Origin of the sequence: Corynebacterium sp. NML120713 (genome assembly GCF_001875735.1) — a bacterium.
GTDB classification, from domain to species: domain Bacteria; phylum Actinomycetota; class Actinomycetes; order Mycobacteriales; family Mycobacteriaceae; genus Corynebacterium; species Corynebacterium pseudogenitalium.
This window is the reverse complement of sequence record NZ_MLCR01000012.1, coordinates 62,654-79,109: the sequence shown is the minus strand read 5'-3', so window position 1 is coordinate 79,109 and position 16,456 is coordinate 62,654. Positions and strand designations below refer to the sequence as shown.

The window sequence follows — 16,456 nt, the reverse complement described above, 5'->3', positions numbered from 1 at the left end:
TGGTGGTATTCGGTGTTGATTTCTCGAAACGGGCGAATGGAACTGTTTTGAAAACCATATCTGGTTGCTGGCCGAGGTCATCCCGGGAAACCGGATAGATTTACACACACAAAATGTCCCTTAAGCCCCAAGCCAGCCCAAACACAAAAAGAACCGGCCCTCCCGAAGGAGGGCCGGTCCGTTTGTGCCCGGGGGGGGACTTGAACCCCCACGTTCTTGCGAACACTGGCACCTGAAGCCAGCGCGTCTGCCAATTCCGCCACCCGGGCGGGCACTGGAACAATATAACACCCTTACATAGAGAAGTGCCAAATCCGCATGTCATGGGGCGTAAAGGTGTTTCACGCTAGGTTGTGTCGGAATGCGCACCTATACTAACGGGGTTAAAGAAAGGAGGTGCATGCGGATGGGAGTCATGGATCGATTGGCAAAGCTGGACAGTTCGTTGCAGCGTGGCCTGGATAATTCGATGGCGGCGCTGTTTGGCGGCAAGGTGGTTCCGGCTGAGATCGAGGAGCTGCTGAAGCAGGAGGCGCAAGACTCTGTTGTGGTGACTGACCATGATGAGTTTGTGGTGCCGAATGTGTTCGCGGTGGGTGTTTCTTCGAAAGATTTGGAGAACTTGTCGCAGGAGCGTGACCTGCCGGTGCACCTCGCGGAACAACTGACGCGGTATGTGCGCAACCAGGGTTGGTTCTTTGATGGGCCGGCGGTTGTGCGGATCGCGGAGGAGTCAGGGCTGCGTACGGGCCAGTTGCGGGTCAGTTCTTATATTGATCCGCAGCCGGAGGTCGCGAGTGGGTTTGATGCCATTGTGGCGGAGCCTACGAAGCGGTCGAAGGGCGGTAGGCACCGTCATGCGGCGAACCAGGATCAGGAGGATCACATGCATGAGCCAAATACGATGACGCCGGTGGAGGGTGGCGAAGCGACGGTGAGCCTGCTGCTGCAGGATGGGTCGTCGCGCACCTACCTGGTGCATGAGGGTTCGAATATTTTGGGCCGGTCGAATGATGCGGATTTCCGCCTGCCGGACACGGGTGTGTCGAGGCAGCACGCGGAGATTACGTGGGATGGCCAGGTTGCGGTGTTGGTCGATTTGCAGTCGACGAACGGCACGACGGTCAACGATGAGCCCGTAGAGAACTGGATGCTTGCCGACGGCGACGTGATCACCCTGGGGCACTCCCACATCGAGGTGCGCATCGTGGAGCCGAGGGCGTCGTCCCCGGCGACGCCGGACCCGCAGGAGGGCGCGCCGCGCTACACGGATGCGGCGTCGCACCCGCAGACAGAATTTTTCCAGGCCTAAGGGCATAACTGGCTGAACAAGCCCTGACTTGAAGGAGCTCCTTTGTTGGATTCCGCGGTGATCCTGAGCGCACGCTTCGGGCTGCTCGCGCTGCTCTGGCTGTTCATTCTGCTGGTGTTGTGGGTGCAGCGGAAGAATGTGCGTGAGGTGGGTGGAGCTGGGCGTCGACAAGTGAAGCAGGCGGGGAAACCGCTTGTGTCGCGTGAGAAGGTCCGGCAGATTGCGGTCGTTGAGGGGCCGCTGCAGGGCTCGCACATGGAGATTGCGAGTGTGGAGCATGTGACGCTGGGCCGCTCGCCGGATAATGACTTCCAGCTTGGGGATGACTTTGCGTCTTCGCGGCACGCGCGACTGTTCCGCCGTGGCAGTGACTGGTTCATTGAGGACCTAGACTCCCGCAACGGCACCTTTGTGCAGGGTATGCGCATTGACCAGCCGGAGCGGGTGTCGGTGGGGACGAATATCAAGATGGGGCGCACGATTGTGAGGTTGATGCCATGACGCTGCGGTTGAATTTTGTGGCGGCATCGGACAAGGGTCTGGTGCGTGGAAACAATGAGGATTCCGCCTACGCGGGCCCTCACCTGCTGCTGCTTGCGGACGGGATGGGTGGCCACGCTGCGGGCGAGGTTGCCTCACAGTTGATGGTCAGCCACATGGAGCACCTCGACCGGGACCCGGAGGACGCCGACATGTTGGCGCTGCTCGGGGCGGCTGCGGATGATGCGAACGCGACGATTGAGCGTTCTGTGGCGCAGCACCCGGAGCAGGAGGGCATGGGCACGACGCTGACGGCGTTGATGTTCAACGGCGCGGAGTTCGGCCTCATTCACGTGGGCGATTCCCGCGGGTATTTGCTTCGCGACGGCCAGCTTCGCCAGATCACCGAGGACGACACGTTCGTGCAGTCCCTGGTCAACGAGGGGAAGCTGGACCCGGAGGACGTGTCGAGTCACCCGCAGAAGTCGTTGATTTTGAAGGCGTACACGGGCAACCCGGTGGAGCCGCACCTGGAGATGGTTCAGGTTCGCGCGGGGGATCGTGTGTTGTTGTGCTCGGATGGTTTGTCGGATCCGGTGACGGCGTCGACGATTGGGGAGGCGCTTGGTCAGGGCACCCCATCGGTGGCGGCGCAGCGGCTGATTGAGTTGGCGCTGCGTTCGGGTGGGCCGGACAACATCACGGTGGTCATCGCTGATGTTGTGGAGGTCAACGACGGCGAGGAGCACCCCGACTTGCCGACGTCCCCCGCGCTGGCGGGCGCGTTGGCGCCGGAGTTCGAGTCAACGCACCCGGATTCTTCGGCGTCGCGGGCGGCGGCGTTGATGCGCAAGTCGGAGACGATTCCGCCGAACCATAATCGTGGGGGCGGCCGTGATGGGTCGCAGCCCGGCGCGGGTGAAGCGTCGGCGGACGAGGAGGATGACCAGCGGTTTCGCCGCAAAGTGAACATTTGGCCGTGGGTGCTGTCCGCGTTGGTGATTGTGCTGATGTTGTCGCTGGCGGCGGTGTTGTGGACGAACGATAGGCTCAACGACCGCTATTTTTTAGGCACCGACGGCGACGACGGCCACTTCGCGATTGAGCGGGCCGTCGGGACGTCGTTGTTTACGGAGCCGCGCCGCGAGGTGATTCAGCGGGCGTGCATTAATGAGCAGAACAAGTTGCAGATTGTGTCGTCGAACTCGGTGCCGCAGGACTGCGTGATCTTCGGTATCAATGACCTGCCGGAGAGCCAGCTGAACACGGTGGAGAACTTCAAGGGCGGCACGTATGACGATGTGCTGGGGATCCTGAACCGGTTGGCTGGTGAGGCGTTGCCGGTGTGCGTCGATAATGATGCGGCGAAGGACGCCCCGCAGGGCGCGTGCCGGGAGGTGAAGTAGCGATGTCTCGTGTGTTTCGGCGTGCGAAGGAGCTGTTCCTGCTGCTGTGCTCGGCGGGGTTGCTGCTGCTGATGCTGTTCGGCCTGGAGCTGAGCCAGGGCCGCACGATGTCGACGGAGATGTTCTACCTGGTCGGCGGGTTCGTGGGCGTCTACGCGATTGCCCACGTTGCGATTTCACTGGCGGCGCCGCACGCGGACCAGCTGCTGCTGCCGCTGGTCTCGCTGCTCAACGCGATTGGCCTGGTGGTGATTTACCGCCTGGACCTGGCGGAACGCGCTGGCTACCCGCCGCTCGCGGAGCGCCAGGTGATGTGGTCCCTGGTGGGTGTGGTGCTGATGGTGTGCACGCTTGTGATTGTGCGCGACCATAAGGCGCTGGCCCGCTACTCCTACCTGCTGGGCCTGCTTGGCCTGGTGCTATTGGCGTTGCCTCTGGTGTGGCCGCAGCCGCCTGGGTTCGCGGATGCGCGGATCTGGATCTGGCTGGGCCCGTTCTCGATTCAGCCGGGTGAGTTCTCGAAGATCCTGCTGCTGGTGTTCTTCGCCCAGCTGCTGGCGCAGAAGCGCGCCCTGTTTACGGTGGCGGGCAAGACGCTGCTGGGGATGAGCTTCCCGCGCCTGCGCGACTTGGCGCCGATTTTGGCGGTGTGGGCGATCGCGATTGCGATCATGGCGGTGTCGAACGACTTCGGCCCGGCCTTCCTGCTCTTCGCCACGGTGTTGGGCATGGTGTACTTCGCCACGGGGCGTACGTCGTGGCTGGTGATCGGCGCAGGCCTGGTGGCTGTTGGCGGGTACACGGTGTACCAGGTCAGTGAGAAGATCCAGGACCGCGTCGCCAACTTCATGGACCCACTGGCCAACTTTGACACCACGGGCTACCAGCCGTCGCAGGCGCTGTTCGGCCTGTCCTGGGGTGGGCTGACCGGCACCGGGTTGGGCTACGGCCACCCGGAGATGGTGCCGGTGGCGCACTCGGATTACATCCTGGCGGCGATTGGTGAGGAGCTCGGGCTCGTGGGTGTGGCCAGCGTGCTGTGCCTGTTCGCCATCTTCATTACCCGCGGCTACTCGGCGGCGCTGCAGGTCAGTGACACGTTCGGCAAGTTGTTGGCCGCAGGCTTAGCGACGACCATCGCTATCCAAATCTTCGTGGTCGCCGGAGGGATCTCCGCGATGCTCCCAATGACCGGGCTGACCACGCCGTTTATGTCCGCTGGTGGCTCGTCGATCATGGCGAACTACGTACTGCTGGCGCTGCTGCTGCGGATCTCGAACGCGGCGAACAAGCCAGCAGAGTTTGATGCTTCGGCGATGGGTGCCCAGGCACCGGAGGCGGTGAGCGCACGATGAACAAATCCATTCGCTTAGGCGCGGGCATTGCCCTGCTGCTGATTGTGGCGCTGCTGGTGAACTTCACCGTGGTGCAGGGCTTCCGCGAGGAGAAGTACGCGCAGAGCCCACTGAACTCGCGCACTGTGGTGGAGCTGCGCCAGATCAATCGCGGCCAGATCAGTGCCGGCGGGCAGGTGCTGGCGGAGTCCCACCCGCTCGAGGACGGCTCCTACCAGCGCACGTACCCGAACATGCCGTGGTCCTTTGCGCCGGTGCTCGGCTACGTGTCCGACCAGTACGGCACCTCCCAAATCGAGGCCGGCTACAACGGGCAACTGACCGGGGCGGGCTCCGGCAAGTCCTCCCGCTTCCTGCGCACCGGCCTGGAGCAGGACGTGGTGGGCAACTCGGTTGAGTTGAGCATCGACCCGCACCTGCAGGCCCTGGCCTACGAGCAGCTTTCGAACCGCAACTACGAGGGCGCGATCGTGGCGCTACGCCCGTCGACCGGCCAGGTGCTGGCGATGGCGTCGACGCCCTCGTACGACCCGAACGCGATCTCCAACCCTGACACCGCCGAGGGCGCCTGGGCCGAGGTGAACAACAACCCCGGCAAGCCGCTGCTCAACCACGCGACGCAGGACCAGCTGCCGCCGGGGTCGATCTTCAAGATCGTCACCACCGCCGCCGGGCTGCGCAACGGCTACACGCCGGATTCCCCGCTGACGGGCGCGCCGTCCATCACGCTGCCGGGCACGACCGTGCCGCTGACCAACTACGCGGGCCAGGCCTGCGCCGGCGGCGGCCAGGTGCCGCTGCGCACCGCGTTCGCGCTGTCCTGCAACACGGCGTTCGTGCAGATGGGCATGGCCGTCGGCGCCGACGCCCTGCGTGAGGCCGCCCACGGATTCGGCATCGGCGAGCAGTACGACCTCGGCATGCCCAACGCCACCGGTTCGCTCGGCGACCTGCCTGGCGACGCCGAACTTGGCCAGTCCGCGATCGGGCAGCGCGACGTCACCATGACCGCGCTGCAGGCCGCCGTCATGGCGGGCACCGTCGCCAACGAGGGCCGCCGCATGGCGCCGTACGTGGTCAACCGCGTACTCAGCCCCGACCTACGCGAAATCGAAACCGCCAAACCCCACATGCTTTCCGACTCCATCAAACCCGAGGAAGCAAACACCATCAAGGACCTCATGTTCGGCTCCGAGCGCGACACCTGGGGCTACGACGGCAACGGCTTCGCCTCCAAGACCGGCACCGCCGAGCACGCCGAAGGCGCAGCGCCGCACACCTGGTACGTCGCCTTTGACCCGGTGAAGGATGTGGCGGTGGGGGTCGTCGTCAAGAATGGTGGCGGCCTGGGCACCGGGGCGACCGGCACGCAAGTCTCCGCACCACTCGGGCGCGCGGTGCTCTACGCGGCACCCGCAGCGCCAGCTGATGAGGAAGGAACCAACGCGCGATGAACTACGAAAACAAAGACGAACTCCAGAAGCTCATCGGGCCCGACTACCAGCTGCAATGGATCATCGGGCACGGCGGCATGTCCACCGTCTGGCTTGCCGACGACGTCCGCCACGAACGCGAAGTAGCCCTCAAAGTGCTGCGGCCGGAGTTCACCGCGAACCAGGAGTTCCTCACCCGCTTCCGCAACGAGGCCAACTCGGCGGAGGGGATCAACTCCCCCAACGTGGTCGCCACCTACGACTACCGCGAGGTCAAGACCGACGGCGGGTTCCCCATGTGCTTCATCGCCATGGAATACATCCGCGGCGAATCCCTCGCCGACCTCATCGCGCGCGAAGGCCAGCTCAAGGAAGACATGGCCCTTGACGTGCTGGAACAGGCCGCGCACGGCCTCGCCGTGATCCACCGCATGGGGCTGGTGCACCGCGACATCAAGCCCGGCAACCTCATGATCACCCAGAACGGGCAGATCAAGATTACGGACTTCGGCATCGCGAAGGCGGCGGCGGCCGTGCCGCTGACGCGCACCGGGATGGTCGTGGGCACCGCCCAGTACGTCTCTCCCGAGCAGGCCCAAGGCAAGAAGGTCACGGCGGCGTCCGACGTGTACTCGCTCGGCGTGGTCGGCTACGAGATGCTCGCCGGGAAACGCCCGTTCACCGGGGACTCCTCGGTTTCCGTGGCGCTGGCGCACGTCTCCGCCGAGCCGCCCGCACTGCCGATTAGCGTGAGCGCCCCGGCGCGCGAACTCATCGAGATCGCCCTGCGCAAAACGCCAACCCAGCGCTTCCGGGACGGCAACGAGATGCAGCTGGCCGTCGAACAGGTCCGCCAGGGGATGCGCCCGACGCAGCCCGGCGGCGACACGGCCGTCATCGCCATCGAGCCCTCCCCGACCGCGTCCACCCAGATGCTCGCCGACATGTCCCGGCCGACCACGGCCCGGCCCGCCGCGCCGCGGCGCCGCCCGCCCGTGCCACCGCAGGCCCCGGCGCGCGCAGCGATGCCTGTGCGCCCGGCGCCCGCTGACGTTGCTAACACTGGCGCTGGTCAGCGGCGCAGCACCGCCGGCTACTGGGTCGGCATCGTGCTCGGCGTGATCACCCTCGCCGTCATCGGCGGCGTGGCCTGGGCATTCAACAACGGCACCCTCGGCGGCAGCACCCCGAGCAGCACCGCCCCACGCCAAAGCGTGGTCACCCAAACCACCACCGTGGAAACCGAACCGACCTACGAGGAACCCGTCGAAGAGCCGACCACGCACGCCCCCGACACGCCCACTGAGCACAGCAAGCCCAGTAGGCACAGCAGCGCCCCGGCCACGCTCACCATCGAGGACGAAACGCCAACGCAGCCAACCCACACCCGCTCTTCGGTGCCGGAGCAGCGGCCGACGGAGGGGACGTCGATACATACTGAGGCGCCCACGACGCAGGCCCCCAGCGAAAGCCCGGTTGGTGGGGAAATCGGCAATGGTGAACTAGACTTGCACAATCTGCCAAACATCCTCGGAGGAAATGCGTAAATGACAATGATCGCTAACCGATACGAACTCGGCGCCGTCATCGGCACCGGGGGCATGAGCGACGTCTACGCAGCCACCGACACCGTGCTTGGCCGCGACGTCGCCGTCAAAATGCTCAAAATCGACATGGCGCGCGACGAAAACTTCCGCGAACGCTTCCGCAAAGAAGCCCAAAACTCGGCGCGGCTCAACCACACCAACATCGTCGCCGTCTACGACACCGGCACCGAAGAAGTCTCAGGTGTCGACGTCCCCTTCATCGTCATGGAACGCGTCACCGGGCAAAACCTCCGCGACCTCGTGCGCGCCGACGGCCCCTTAAGCCCCCAGAAAGCCGCCGCGTTCCTGCTGCCCGTCACACACGCGCTGCAAGCCAGCCACGACGCCGGCATCATCCATCGCGACATCAAACCCGCCAACATCATGATCACCAACACCGGCGAGGTGAAGGTGATGGACTTCGGCATCGCCCGCGCACTGGATGACTCCACCTCCGCCATGACGCAAACCTCCGCAGTCATCGGCACCGCGCAATACCTCTCCCCCGAGCAGGCACGCGGCAAAGCTGCCGACGCCCGCTCCGACATCTACGCCCTCGGCTGCGTCATGTACGAAGCCGTCACCGGCAAACCACCATTCGAAGGCGAATCCCCCTTCGCCGTCGCCTACCAACACGTCCAGGAAGACCCCATCCCGCCGAGCGAGCGCGTCCCCGCCGACCGCGAACTGACCCCCAACGAGGCCGTCAACCTGGACAGCGTCATCCTCACCGCGATGGCCAAGCACCCGGCGGACCGCTACCAAACCGCCACCGAAATGGGCGAAGACCTGGCACTCCTTAAGCGCGGCGCCGTGACCAACGCCGCCCGCAGCCACCTCGCCGCCCCCGAACCCGAACCCGTCGACCCCTCCGATGATGCCACCATGGTCTCCGAAACCGTCCAGGGCAACGCGCCGCGCCGCGCCCCGCGCCCGGACAGCCGACCCGTCGGGCAGCTGCCGGAGAAGGCTGGCGCCGGAGCAGTCGGCGCTGGGGCTGCTGGACGCTACGCCGCCCACCGCCGCGAACACGAAACCACAACCCCAACCTGGATGAAGTGGCTTGCAATCGGCCTCGGCGCCGCCATCATCGGCGCCTCCGGCTGGCTCGCCTACTCCTACTTCTCCCCCAACAGCGGAGAGACCCACAAGTCCTCCCAGATGGTCATCATCCCGGACCTCGCCGACAAACCACGCGCAGAAGCCGTCGCCGAACTCGAAAACCTCGGCTTCCAGGTCGCCGTCTCCGACGAGCCCAGCCCCGACATCAAGCGCGGCAACGTCATCGACACCAACCCGATCGCCGGGTCCGAACTCCAGCGCGGTACACTCGTCACCGTCACCGTCTCCTCGGGACGCGAGCTTACCGACGTCCCCGACGTCACCAACATGGACGCCCAAGAAGCCGCAAAGGTCCTCGAAGATGCCGACCTGGAACTGAATGCGGAGCTGCGTCGAGAAGCCAGCGAAGACGTGCCGAAGGGCGAGATCATCAGCCAGCACCCCGCAGCCGGCACCCAGATCTCCAAGGGATCCAAGGTGACCGTCACGGTGTCCGACGGCCCCGAAATGGTCCAGGTACCGTCGCTGTCCGGCGTCAACGTCAACCAAGCGTCCGCCACCCTCGGCTCCATGGGGCTCCAAGTCACCGTGAACAAGGTCGACTCCGAACGCCCAGACGGCGAAGTCATCGCAGTCGCCGGCGAAAACACCGAGGTAGCCAAGGGCACCACCGTCGAAGTGCGCGTCTCCAACGGCATGCTCATGACCATGCCGAACATCACCCGCATGAAACCCGCCGACGCCGACAAAGCGCTACGCGACGCCGGCTGGAGCGGACGCCTCGTCGAAGGTCCAACCGTCCCGACCGGCGCCCTCGTGGACAACGGCCTCATCGGACACCAAGAAGTCAACGCGGGCGACACCGTCCGACGCGACGCCGCCATCGGCTACAACCTCTGGCAGTTCACCGCCGAACGCCTGATAAGGTAAAAACCCTGATAGCTGGAAAAGCCACCGCACTTGCTTGTAAAGGACTGACATAATGCCAAAGGCAAAAATCACCAAGGACCACCGCCCCGTATCAACCCCAACTGGCGTGTCCCGCACCCCGGTCAAGATCAACACCGGCGGCACCCCGATCTGGTACAAGACCATCATGTTTGGCCTGATGCTGCTCGGCCTCGGCTGGATTATCTTCTACTACATCGCCGGCGACCAGCTGACGTTCCTTGCGGAGCTCGGCCCGTGGAACTACGGCATCGGCTTCGCAGGCATGATCCTCGGCCTGCTCATGACCATGGGGTGGCGCTAGCCTCTGGCGTTTTTCCGGGATTTTTCGTAGATGGTAGTAACAGGATTGTAGTAATCCCGATTTTGGGCCCATTTCGGGGATTACTACCATCCTGTTACTACCATTTGGGTTTTGACGTGCGGTTTAGCGAGCCGCGCGGGCCTTTGCGCGGGCCCGTTCCAGCTCGATTCGGGCGAGGATCTCGTCCATGCGGTGAAGCACATCCGTGAAGCCGTACCGCAGGACGGTGTAGCCCTGGTTGGTTAGCTCGCGTTCGCGTTTGCGCTCTTGCAGGAGGCTGCGGCGGGGGTCGGAGGCGTGTTTGGTGTCGCCGTCGAGTTCGAGGATGACGGAGTCGTCGAAAAGGAAGTCGACGCGGTAGCGCTGCACCTGTGCCTGGAACTGCCAGCCGGTGACGCCGCGGAGGAGGAACTCGGCGCGGGCGAGGGACTCCATGGGGGAATCGGCGTTGTAGACCGCGGCGCGCGCGGCGTCGCGCGCCACGCCGCAGTTGCGGACGCGGCCCATGCGCTCGATGTGCAGCAGGATGTCACGACGGTCAACGTGCGCGATGGAGAGCAGCCAGTCCATAGCGATGAGGCCCTCCTGAAACCCGTGGTAGCGAGCGATATCTATTGCGGTGCGAATAGGTGTGGAAAGACGGATGCCGTACGCGGTAGTGACCTCGGCGGTGCTTATGGCGGAGGTGCGGTAGCGGACGTCGGGTTCCACGAGGTGTTTCGCGGGGCCGCGGCGGCTGGGCGTCGTTACTTCTTGGATCTCTTCGGTGAGGCTGATGACCCACATGCCGTGGATGCGGGCGGCGGTCCTGCCTACGAGGCAGCCTTTGGTCATGGCGCGGGCGGTGGCATAAGCGCGGACGAGGTACCGCTGCCAGGCGTTGAGTTGCCCCCAGGTGCGCGACGGGATGCATTGCGTTCGGTTGAGGCGGCGGTACTCGGGGCTGTGCAGACGGTGACGGAGAGTGCGCGTGTCCACGATGGATGCGAATAGTTCAGTGTTTTCCAACATGAGGTTTAGACGCACAGGAAAGCCGCCAGGTTCCCCACAGGTGTTCGGTAGCGGGGTGGCACGGGGGTGGATTGTTGAACAATCCGCGCACAGAAGGTGTACACATAGGAACAGGGCCAGAAAGGCCCTGACCTGCTCATTTACTATTGTCACCTTATGAAAGGTATAGTCATGCGGTTTATTCGTTCAATGTCGGGCGTTGTAGCAGCCTTGGCATTAGCTGCCGGTACGCTGACCCCAGCCACGGCTCAGACGCTTGAGGAGTCGTACCCCGAAACCCCAGCGACCAATGATGCGCTGCCGATCATCCACACCTACAGGGGATCGGACCACTTGAAGGCGAACGTGCTCAACCCGCGCCCAGTGTGCAACTCCACTGAGGACTACCGCACCATCGTGTACAAGGTGAAGGACAACTTCCTGCCAGTCGGCACGATTTCGACGACCAACCTGACCAAGAACACCATCCCGCTGACGCAGGATCTGGCGCGGACGCAGACGATTTCGGCGTCGGTCAACGGGTCGAAGACTGAGACGATCAACATTGGTGGGTCGGGCTCGAAGGATGGGCTGCAGGGCAACATCGGCTACTCGCTGGCAAAGATGCTGGGCTGGTCGGTGTCCGGAAGCTTGAGCTGGAACGTCGGCCAGAAGATCGGGCCGTACGAGGTTCCGGCGGGCAACACGGGCGAAGCGACGTACGGCTTCCGCACCGTCACCATGACGGGCACGCAGCAGCGCTGCCGCCCGAACGGCACGTGGGCGACGCCGACGGCGTGGGTCGCGAACATGCCGATCAAGAACGAGGTTCGTGTGAAGAACTACTCCACACCTGCAGGTTCGTGGGCACCGAACCGCGGCGCGCAGGTCACTGACACGGTGGAGAACCCGAACCCGGCGTACAACGAGGATGTTCAGAAGATCACCGAGGGTGAGAACCTTGACGACGTCACCACCATCGACGACAACGATGAAGCCAATGTGACCAACGTCGAAATCGACGGTGAGACCGCCGCGGTGATCACGGATGAGGAGTCGGATGAGGCGACCTCGGAGGAGAACACTGAGGTCGAAGAGGTCGTCGATAATGCGGAGGCACCTGCGCTCGACCTGGTGCCATACTTCACGACGAGCTCCTGGAAAGCTTCCGGCTTTGCTGGGTCCGTGGCGCTGCGTGTGAAGAACGTGGGCACCGAGCGCTACTGGGCGGAGTTCCCGGCGCTGACGTTCCGCGTTGAGGTGCGTACCGAGTCCGGCCCGAAGGGTGTGGACCGCCTGATCACAACGACCGGCGCGAACGGCTCGCACATCCGTGACCTCGGCTACAACGCCAAGAAGGGCGCGCGCATCTTCGAGGTGACGCTGTCCAACCCGGTCAACGCCGGTGACGACATGCTGCTCGGCGCGTTCAGCTTCGGCGACGGCAAGACCAAGGAAGGCCGCCTGCACAACTACATGACAGTCACCCAGACCAGCCGCCTGGCCGGCGACGTCTCCCAGTGGAACGACCAGAACGTCGACTCCCGCGACGTGACCGTGTCCGACTTCGGCCGCTGGCTGAAGGGCACCTTCTAAGGAGCATTTTGTGTAATTCGTAGTGCCAAGTTATCCACAGGTTGTGGATGGTTCTGTGGAGAGGACCGTTATCCACACCTGTGGATAACTCTGTGCACAACCTATTCGCACATCGAGCGCCTGGCGTAATGAGCTGCAATGATGCCCATTCGCCAGGCGTTTTTTCTTGTGAATCGCTGACATGTTCTAGCGATGTTCTAGAAATTACACGGTTGTGTTTATCCACAATGTGGACAACTCTGTGGAGTTCTCCACCGGTGTACAAACTTGGGGATAACGTGTGAAAAACTAGGCAACACCAATCACAAACGCCACAGCAGCCACAGCTGCTACGGCCGCAAGAGCGGACGCGAGCCACCTGACGCGCTTCTTCACCGACGTCACAGGCCAGCCCGCCAACAAGCCCACCACCAAACCGCCAAGGTGCCCCCACAGACTGATACCCGGGGACAGCACCGAGTAAGCAAGATTCGCGCCGACCAGGGCCAACGGCGCCCGGACGTTGACCTTCTGGCGCATCGACAACGCGAGCAACACGCCCATCAGCATGTAGAGGGCGCCGGACGCGCCGGCCGTGGGCACGTCGTAGTTCCACTCCAACACGGATGCCGACGACCCCAACACACCCGCCGCGTACAGCAGCGAATACGGCCCAGTACCCAGGCGACGCTCCAGCTGCGGGCCCAACAACGCCAACGTGATCATGTTCACGGCCACGTGGGAGATATCCACATGCAGAAAGCCGGCCAGGAGGGTGCGGAAGGTGGCGGAGGGGGCGTCGATAAATGGGCCGAAGAGCACCATGTTCTCGGCGAGGCTGGAGCCCCACACCACGTTGCTGATCGAATGCGACTGGAGCGCCGTAATCACGAAAACGCCCAGGCAGACGACGGTGATCAGCGCGGTTGCGGGCGCGCCGCGGAAGAGAGAGCGAACGAATTGCATACGGCTTACGGTACGGGGCGGCCTGGGCGTATTGCGAAATATCCGGTGAGATGTGCCCGTATCTGATTTTTCGCATCTGGGCACATCTTTGTGGATATTTCAGGATAGGCGCTTGATATAGTCCGCCATTCCAGGGACCGTGAACTGCACAACACCGTGGTCAGGGGCAAAAATGAGACCCTTCTCAATCAGGTGCTTCCGGTTACTACTCAACGAATTCACCGAAACGTCAAGCGAATCCGCAATGTCCTTCGTGGGAACCTGCTTCGCAGAATGCGCAGCCATCGCTTGCAAATAGCGCTTCTCACCAGGCGTCGCACGCTCCCAACGGCTCGGGAAGAACCCGGCGTCAAGGGCCGCATTGCCCTCCGCCACGGCAAGTTGCGCATCGCCTTCAGTAAACGGCGAAGCAGGAGCGACGTTCCAGATCGCCTTCCCGTACTCCTGAAGGAAATAGGGGTAATTCAGAGCGGCGTCCACAAGATTCCGCAACGCTGCTGATGTAAACAGCACCCCTTGCCTGGTAGCCGGATCCTCAAGTGCGGCCGCCGCCGCGCTATCTGACAATGGACCAATCTTGCGGTACTCGAACAGACGCTCCGCGTACGACTGAGATTCCGCCAGCTTCTGAGGCAACGTAGGTAGGCCCGCCCCGAACACATAAAACGGCAAACCACGCTGGCCCGCCTGGTGCTGCGCGGTAATCACCGCCGACATCAATTCCGCATCAAGGTCCTGCATCTCGTCAATAAAAAACGCAATCGCCTTCCCGTCCTTCTGCGCGGACTCTGCGACACTCAGCACAAGTTCCTCGAGATCCATCCCGATATCACCAGAGTCAGAAATACCCGCCTGAGCAGGTACTTCCAGTGCGACGTCAATACCGCCGACATGCCATGCAAACGAAGCAATCGCGGGCAGTGCATCCTTGAAGTGCTTCCACCGCTTACGCAGCGACACCTTCCGCGCACTCAACGCCAGTTCACGGGCCAACCGCTTCCGGACCCGCTGCGCACCAGCACGATCAGCGCTTGCCTCAAGCTGCACCGTCAACCAATCTGCATTCTCGGCACGCGACGCGAGTTCATTCAGCAACACCGTTTTGCCCACCCCACGCAAACCACTCAGGATAACGCCGCGATTGTGCAATCCGCTGCGGGTCCTTGTGATGATCGCCTCGACAAGCTCGAGCTCCGCTTCGCGCCCTGTCAGCGCAGGTGGTCGCAGTCCCGCACCTGGCGAATACGGGTTCAGTGTTTGGTCCATGGGTTCACAATAATCGAAAATGTGTGAAATATCCGGCTAGATGTGCCCAGATGTCCCCGTATCTGATTTTTCGCATCTGGGCACATCTTTATGGATATTTCAGGATAGACGGGTGTGCTGGGGTTGGGGGCTGGGGCCGTGCTGCTTGCTGAAATCCGTTCCGGTCGAGGTGTTAAAGGAGTGCGACGCTGGTCGCCAAAAATCGGCCGGGGTGGGTGGAAATGCGCGACCTGCATCGCACGCTTCGAAGCGCACGCTACGAGCAGATTTGAGGTGCGCCGGGGCTGATTACAGGCCTGGTTGATCATGAATGGCGCTGTGGAGATAGCACGCTGCTTGCTGAAATCCGTTCCGGTCGAGGTGTTCAAGGAGTGCGACGCTGGTCGCCAAAAATCGGCCGGGGTGGGTGGAAATGCGCGACCTGCATCGCACGCTTCGAAGCGCACGCTACGAGCAGATTTGAGGGCCGGAGGCGCCAAAAGCGCCAGCGCGGCCTACCAGGTCGGGCCGGGCAGGTGGGCGCGCCAGCCGAGGACCACGTTGACCAGGCAGCACAGGGCAAGGATGGTGCCGATGACGAACAGGGTGGTGAAGCCGACGACGGGCGCGGCGGCACTGAAGACCATCGGGATGAAGAAGCCGGTGTAGGACACCGAGTAGTAGACGGCGGTCAGGCCGGCGAGTTCGTCGGCGTTGGCGATGCGTTGGACTTCGGAAAGTCCGGCGACCAGGGCCAGGCCGTAGCCGGCGCCCATGATGGCGGCGGCTGCAACGCCGATTGGCAGCGACAGCGACCGGGACGCTTCGGCGGCGAGGATGCAGCCGACGGTGATCACGGCCATCGCGACGGCGGACGCGCGGGCGGACCTACTCGTATCGATGACACGGCCGAGCATCTGGACGCCGACGCCGCAGCCGAGGGTCACGACCGTCATGAAGCCGGAAAACGCGATGGGCATATCGTGCGCCGAGCTGGACAGCAGCTGCGGCAGCAGGGCGTACGCGGCGCCGGCGCACCCGAATACCCACGGCGCGACCGGCACGACGATGCGCACGAAGCGACGGTGCGCGGCGGATGGGATGTGCAGCATTTCGAGCATGTCGCGAACGCGCAGCTCAAGGAAGGTTTCCTTCACGGTGCCCCGGCGCGGCGGGCGGGTCTCCGGGGTGTCGAGCAGCCAGTAGGCGGTGCCGAGTGTGAGCAGGATGTGCAGCACGTACGCGGTGTGCGTGGGCCACGGGCCCCACTGCGCCAGCACGGAGGCGAGCGCAGCGCCGATCAGGAAGCCGACGGTCAGGCACATCGACGCCTTGCGCGGCCCCGACGCCGGGTCCCCGCCCGCTTTAATAATCAGCTCCGAGACCCACGTGGACCCCACCGCCATCACGATGCCCAGGGCGAGCCCGCACAAGATGCGGCCCGTCGCGATCACCAGTGGCTCGTTCGGGGCGATGGACAGCAGGAAGGACCCCACGAGCGAAAGTGGTGCGGCTGGGAGCATGGTGGGGCGTCGTCCAATGTGGTCGGACAGCGGACCGCTGATCAGCAGCGCCGGGATGATGCCCAGGACGTAGGCGGCGAGCAGCCCATTGACGGTGACCTGCGAAAAGTGGGAGGTTTCGCGGTACATCACGAGCAGCGGGGTGAATTCGTTGCCGCCCCACGCGACAGCAACCATGCTGCCTGCGACGGGGAACCATGCGCGCGGATGAAATTGTTGAGTCATAATCAGTTCTTCACGTTGTCCGATTGGTAGCACGAATATATTGCTC

The 16,456-nt window shown here is 63.5% G+C and carries 13 protein-coding genes and 1 tRNA gene; 9 read left to right on the top strand and 5 right to left on the bottom strand.

What is annotated here, in order from left to right; all coding sequences use genetic code 11:
- Positions 1-185: 185 nt before the first annotated feature.
- Positions 186-269: transfer RNA gene (locus tag BJP06_RS06240), tRNA-Leu, on the bottom strand.
- A 137-nt stretch (positions 270-406) separates the two neighbouring features.
- Here BJP06_RS06240 and BJP06_RS06235 point away from each other — a divergent pair.
- From BJP06_RS06235 to crgA, 8 genes are read left to right on the top strand one after another with little or no spacing between them, the layout of a single operon-like run.
- Positions 407-1,312 (top strand): DUF3662 and FHA domain-containing protein, encoded by a 906-nt coding sequence (locus BJP06_RS06235; protein WP_071573218.1) that lies wholly within the window; start codon positions 407-409, stop codon positions 1,310-1,312.
- A gap of 45 nt (positions 1,313-1,357) precedes the next feature.
- Positions 1,358-1,813 carry an FHA domain-containing protein gene (locus BJP06_RS06230; RefSeq protein WP_071573222.1) on the top strand — a complete coding sequence of 152 codons (456 nt, stop codon included), beginning with the start codon at positions 1,358-1,360 and terminating at the stop codon, positions 1,811-1,813.
- On the top strand, positions 1,810-3,198 hold the full coding sequence (locus BJP06_RS06225; RefSeq protein ID WP_071573217.1) for a PP2C family serine/threonine-protein phosphatase: 1,389 nt from the start codon (positions 1,810-1,812) through the stop codon (positions 3,196-3,198). Before BJP06_RS06230 ends, BJP06_RS06225 begins: the two co-directional genes overlap by 4 nt.
- 2 nt (positions 3,199-3,200) lie before the next feature.
- Positions 3,201-4,553 (top strand): FtsW/RodA/SpoVE family cell cycle protein, encoded by a 1,353-nt coding sequence (locus tag BJP06_RS06220; protein ID WP_071573216.1) that lies wholly within the window; start codon positions 3,201-3,203, stop codon positions 4,551-4,553.
- Complete coding sequence (locus BJP06_RS06215) at positions 4,550-6,007, top strand: penicillin-binding transpeptidase domain-containing protein (RefSeq protein WP_071573215.1); 1,458 nt, start codon at positions 4,550-4,552, stop codon at positions 6,005-6,007. Before BJP06_RS06220 ends, BJP06_RS06215 begins: the two co-directional genes overlap by 4 nt.
- Positions 6,004-7,533, top strand: a complete 1,530-nt coding sequence (locus BJP06_RS06210; RefSeq protein WP_071573214.1) for a serine/threonine-protein kinase — start codon at positions 6,004-6,006, stop codon at positions 7,531-7,533. The genes BJP06_RS06215 and BJP06_RS06210 overlap by 4 nt, the downstream gene beginning before the upstream one ends.
- On the top strand, positions 7,534-9,564 hold the full coding sequence (pknB, locus tag BJP06_RS06205) for a Stk1 family PASTA domain-containing Ser/Thr kinase (RefSeq protein ID WP_177224273.1): 2,031 nt from the start codon (positions 7,534-7,536) through the stop codon (positions 9,562-9,564). It abuts the gene before it with no gap.
- Between the two features lie 52 nt (positions 9,565-9,616).
- A complete protein-coding gene (gene crgA / locus BJP06_RS06200; protein ID WP_070363346.1) occupies positions 9,617-9,886 on the top strand; it encodes a cell division protein CrgA in 270 nt (89 codons plus the stop codon).
- Between the two features lie 123 nt (positions 9,887-10,009).
- On the opposite strand, the gene BJP06_RS06195 is transcribed toward crgA, so the two are convergent.
- Positions 10,010-10,897: a DUF559 domain-containing protein gene (locus BJP06_RS06195; RefSeq protein ID WP_071573213.1), complete on the bottom strand. Its 888-nt coding sequence runs from the start codon at positions 10,895-10,897 to the stop codon at positions 10,010-10,012.
- Positions 10,898-11,068: 171 nt separating this feature from the next.
- Here BJP06_RS06195 and BJP06_RS06190 point away from each other — a divergent pair, with 171 nt between their 5' ends.
- Positions 11,069-12,472 carry a hypothetical protein gene (locus tag BJP06_RS06190; RefSeq protein WP_071573212.1) on the top strand — a complete coding sequence of 468 codons (1,404 nt, stop codon included), beginning with the start codon at positions 11,069-11,071 and terminating at the stop codon, positions 12,470-12,472.
- A 288-nt stretch (positions 12,473-12,760) separates the two neighbouring features.
- On the opposite strand, the gene BJP06_RS06185 is transcribed toward BJP06_RS06190, so the two are convergent.
- The 3 genes from BJP06_RS06185 to BJP06_RS06175 all read right to left on the bottom strand — a co-directional run bounded on the left by BJP06_RS06185 (position 12,761) and on the right by BJP06_RS06175 (position 16,410).
- Entirely contained in the window at positions 12,761-13,417 is a 657-nt protein-coding gene (locus BJP06_RS06185) for a rhomboid family intramembrane serine protease (protein ID WP_070975480.1), read from the bottom strand.
- A gap of 99 nt (positions 13,418-13,516) precedes the next feature.
- Positions 13,517-14,683 carry an ATP-binding protein gene (locus BJP06_RS06180; RefSeq protein WP_071573211.1) on the bottom strand — a complete coding sequence of 389 codons (1,167 nt, stop codon included), beginning with the start codon at positions 14,681-14,683 and terminating at the stop codon, positions 13,517-13,519.
- Between the two features lie 494 nt (positions 14,684-15,177).
- A complete protein-coding gene (locus BJP06_RS06175; RefSeq protein WP_071573210.1) occupies positions 15,178-16,410 on the bottom strand; it encodes an MFS transporter in 1,233 nt (410 codons plus the stop codon).
- Positions 16,411-16,456: the final 46 nt, after the last annotated feature.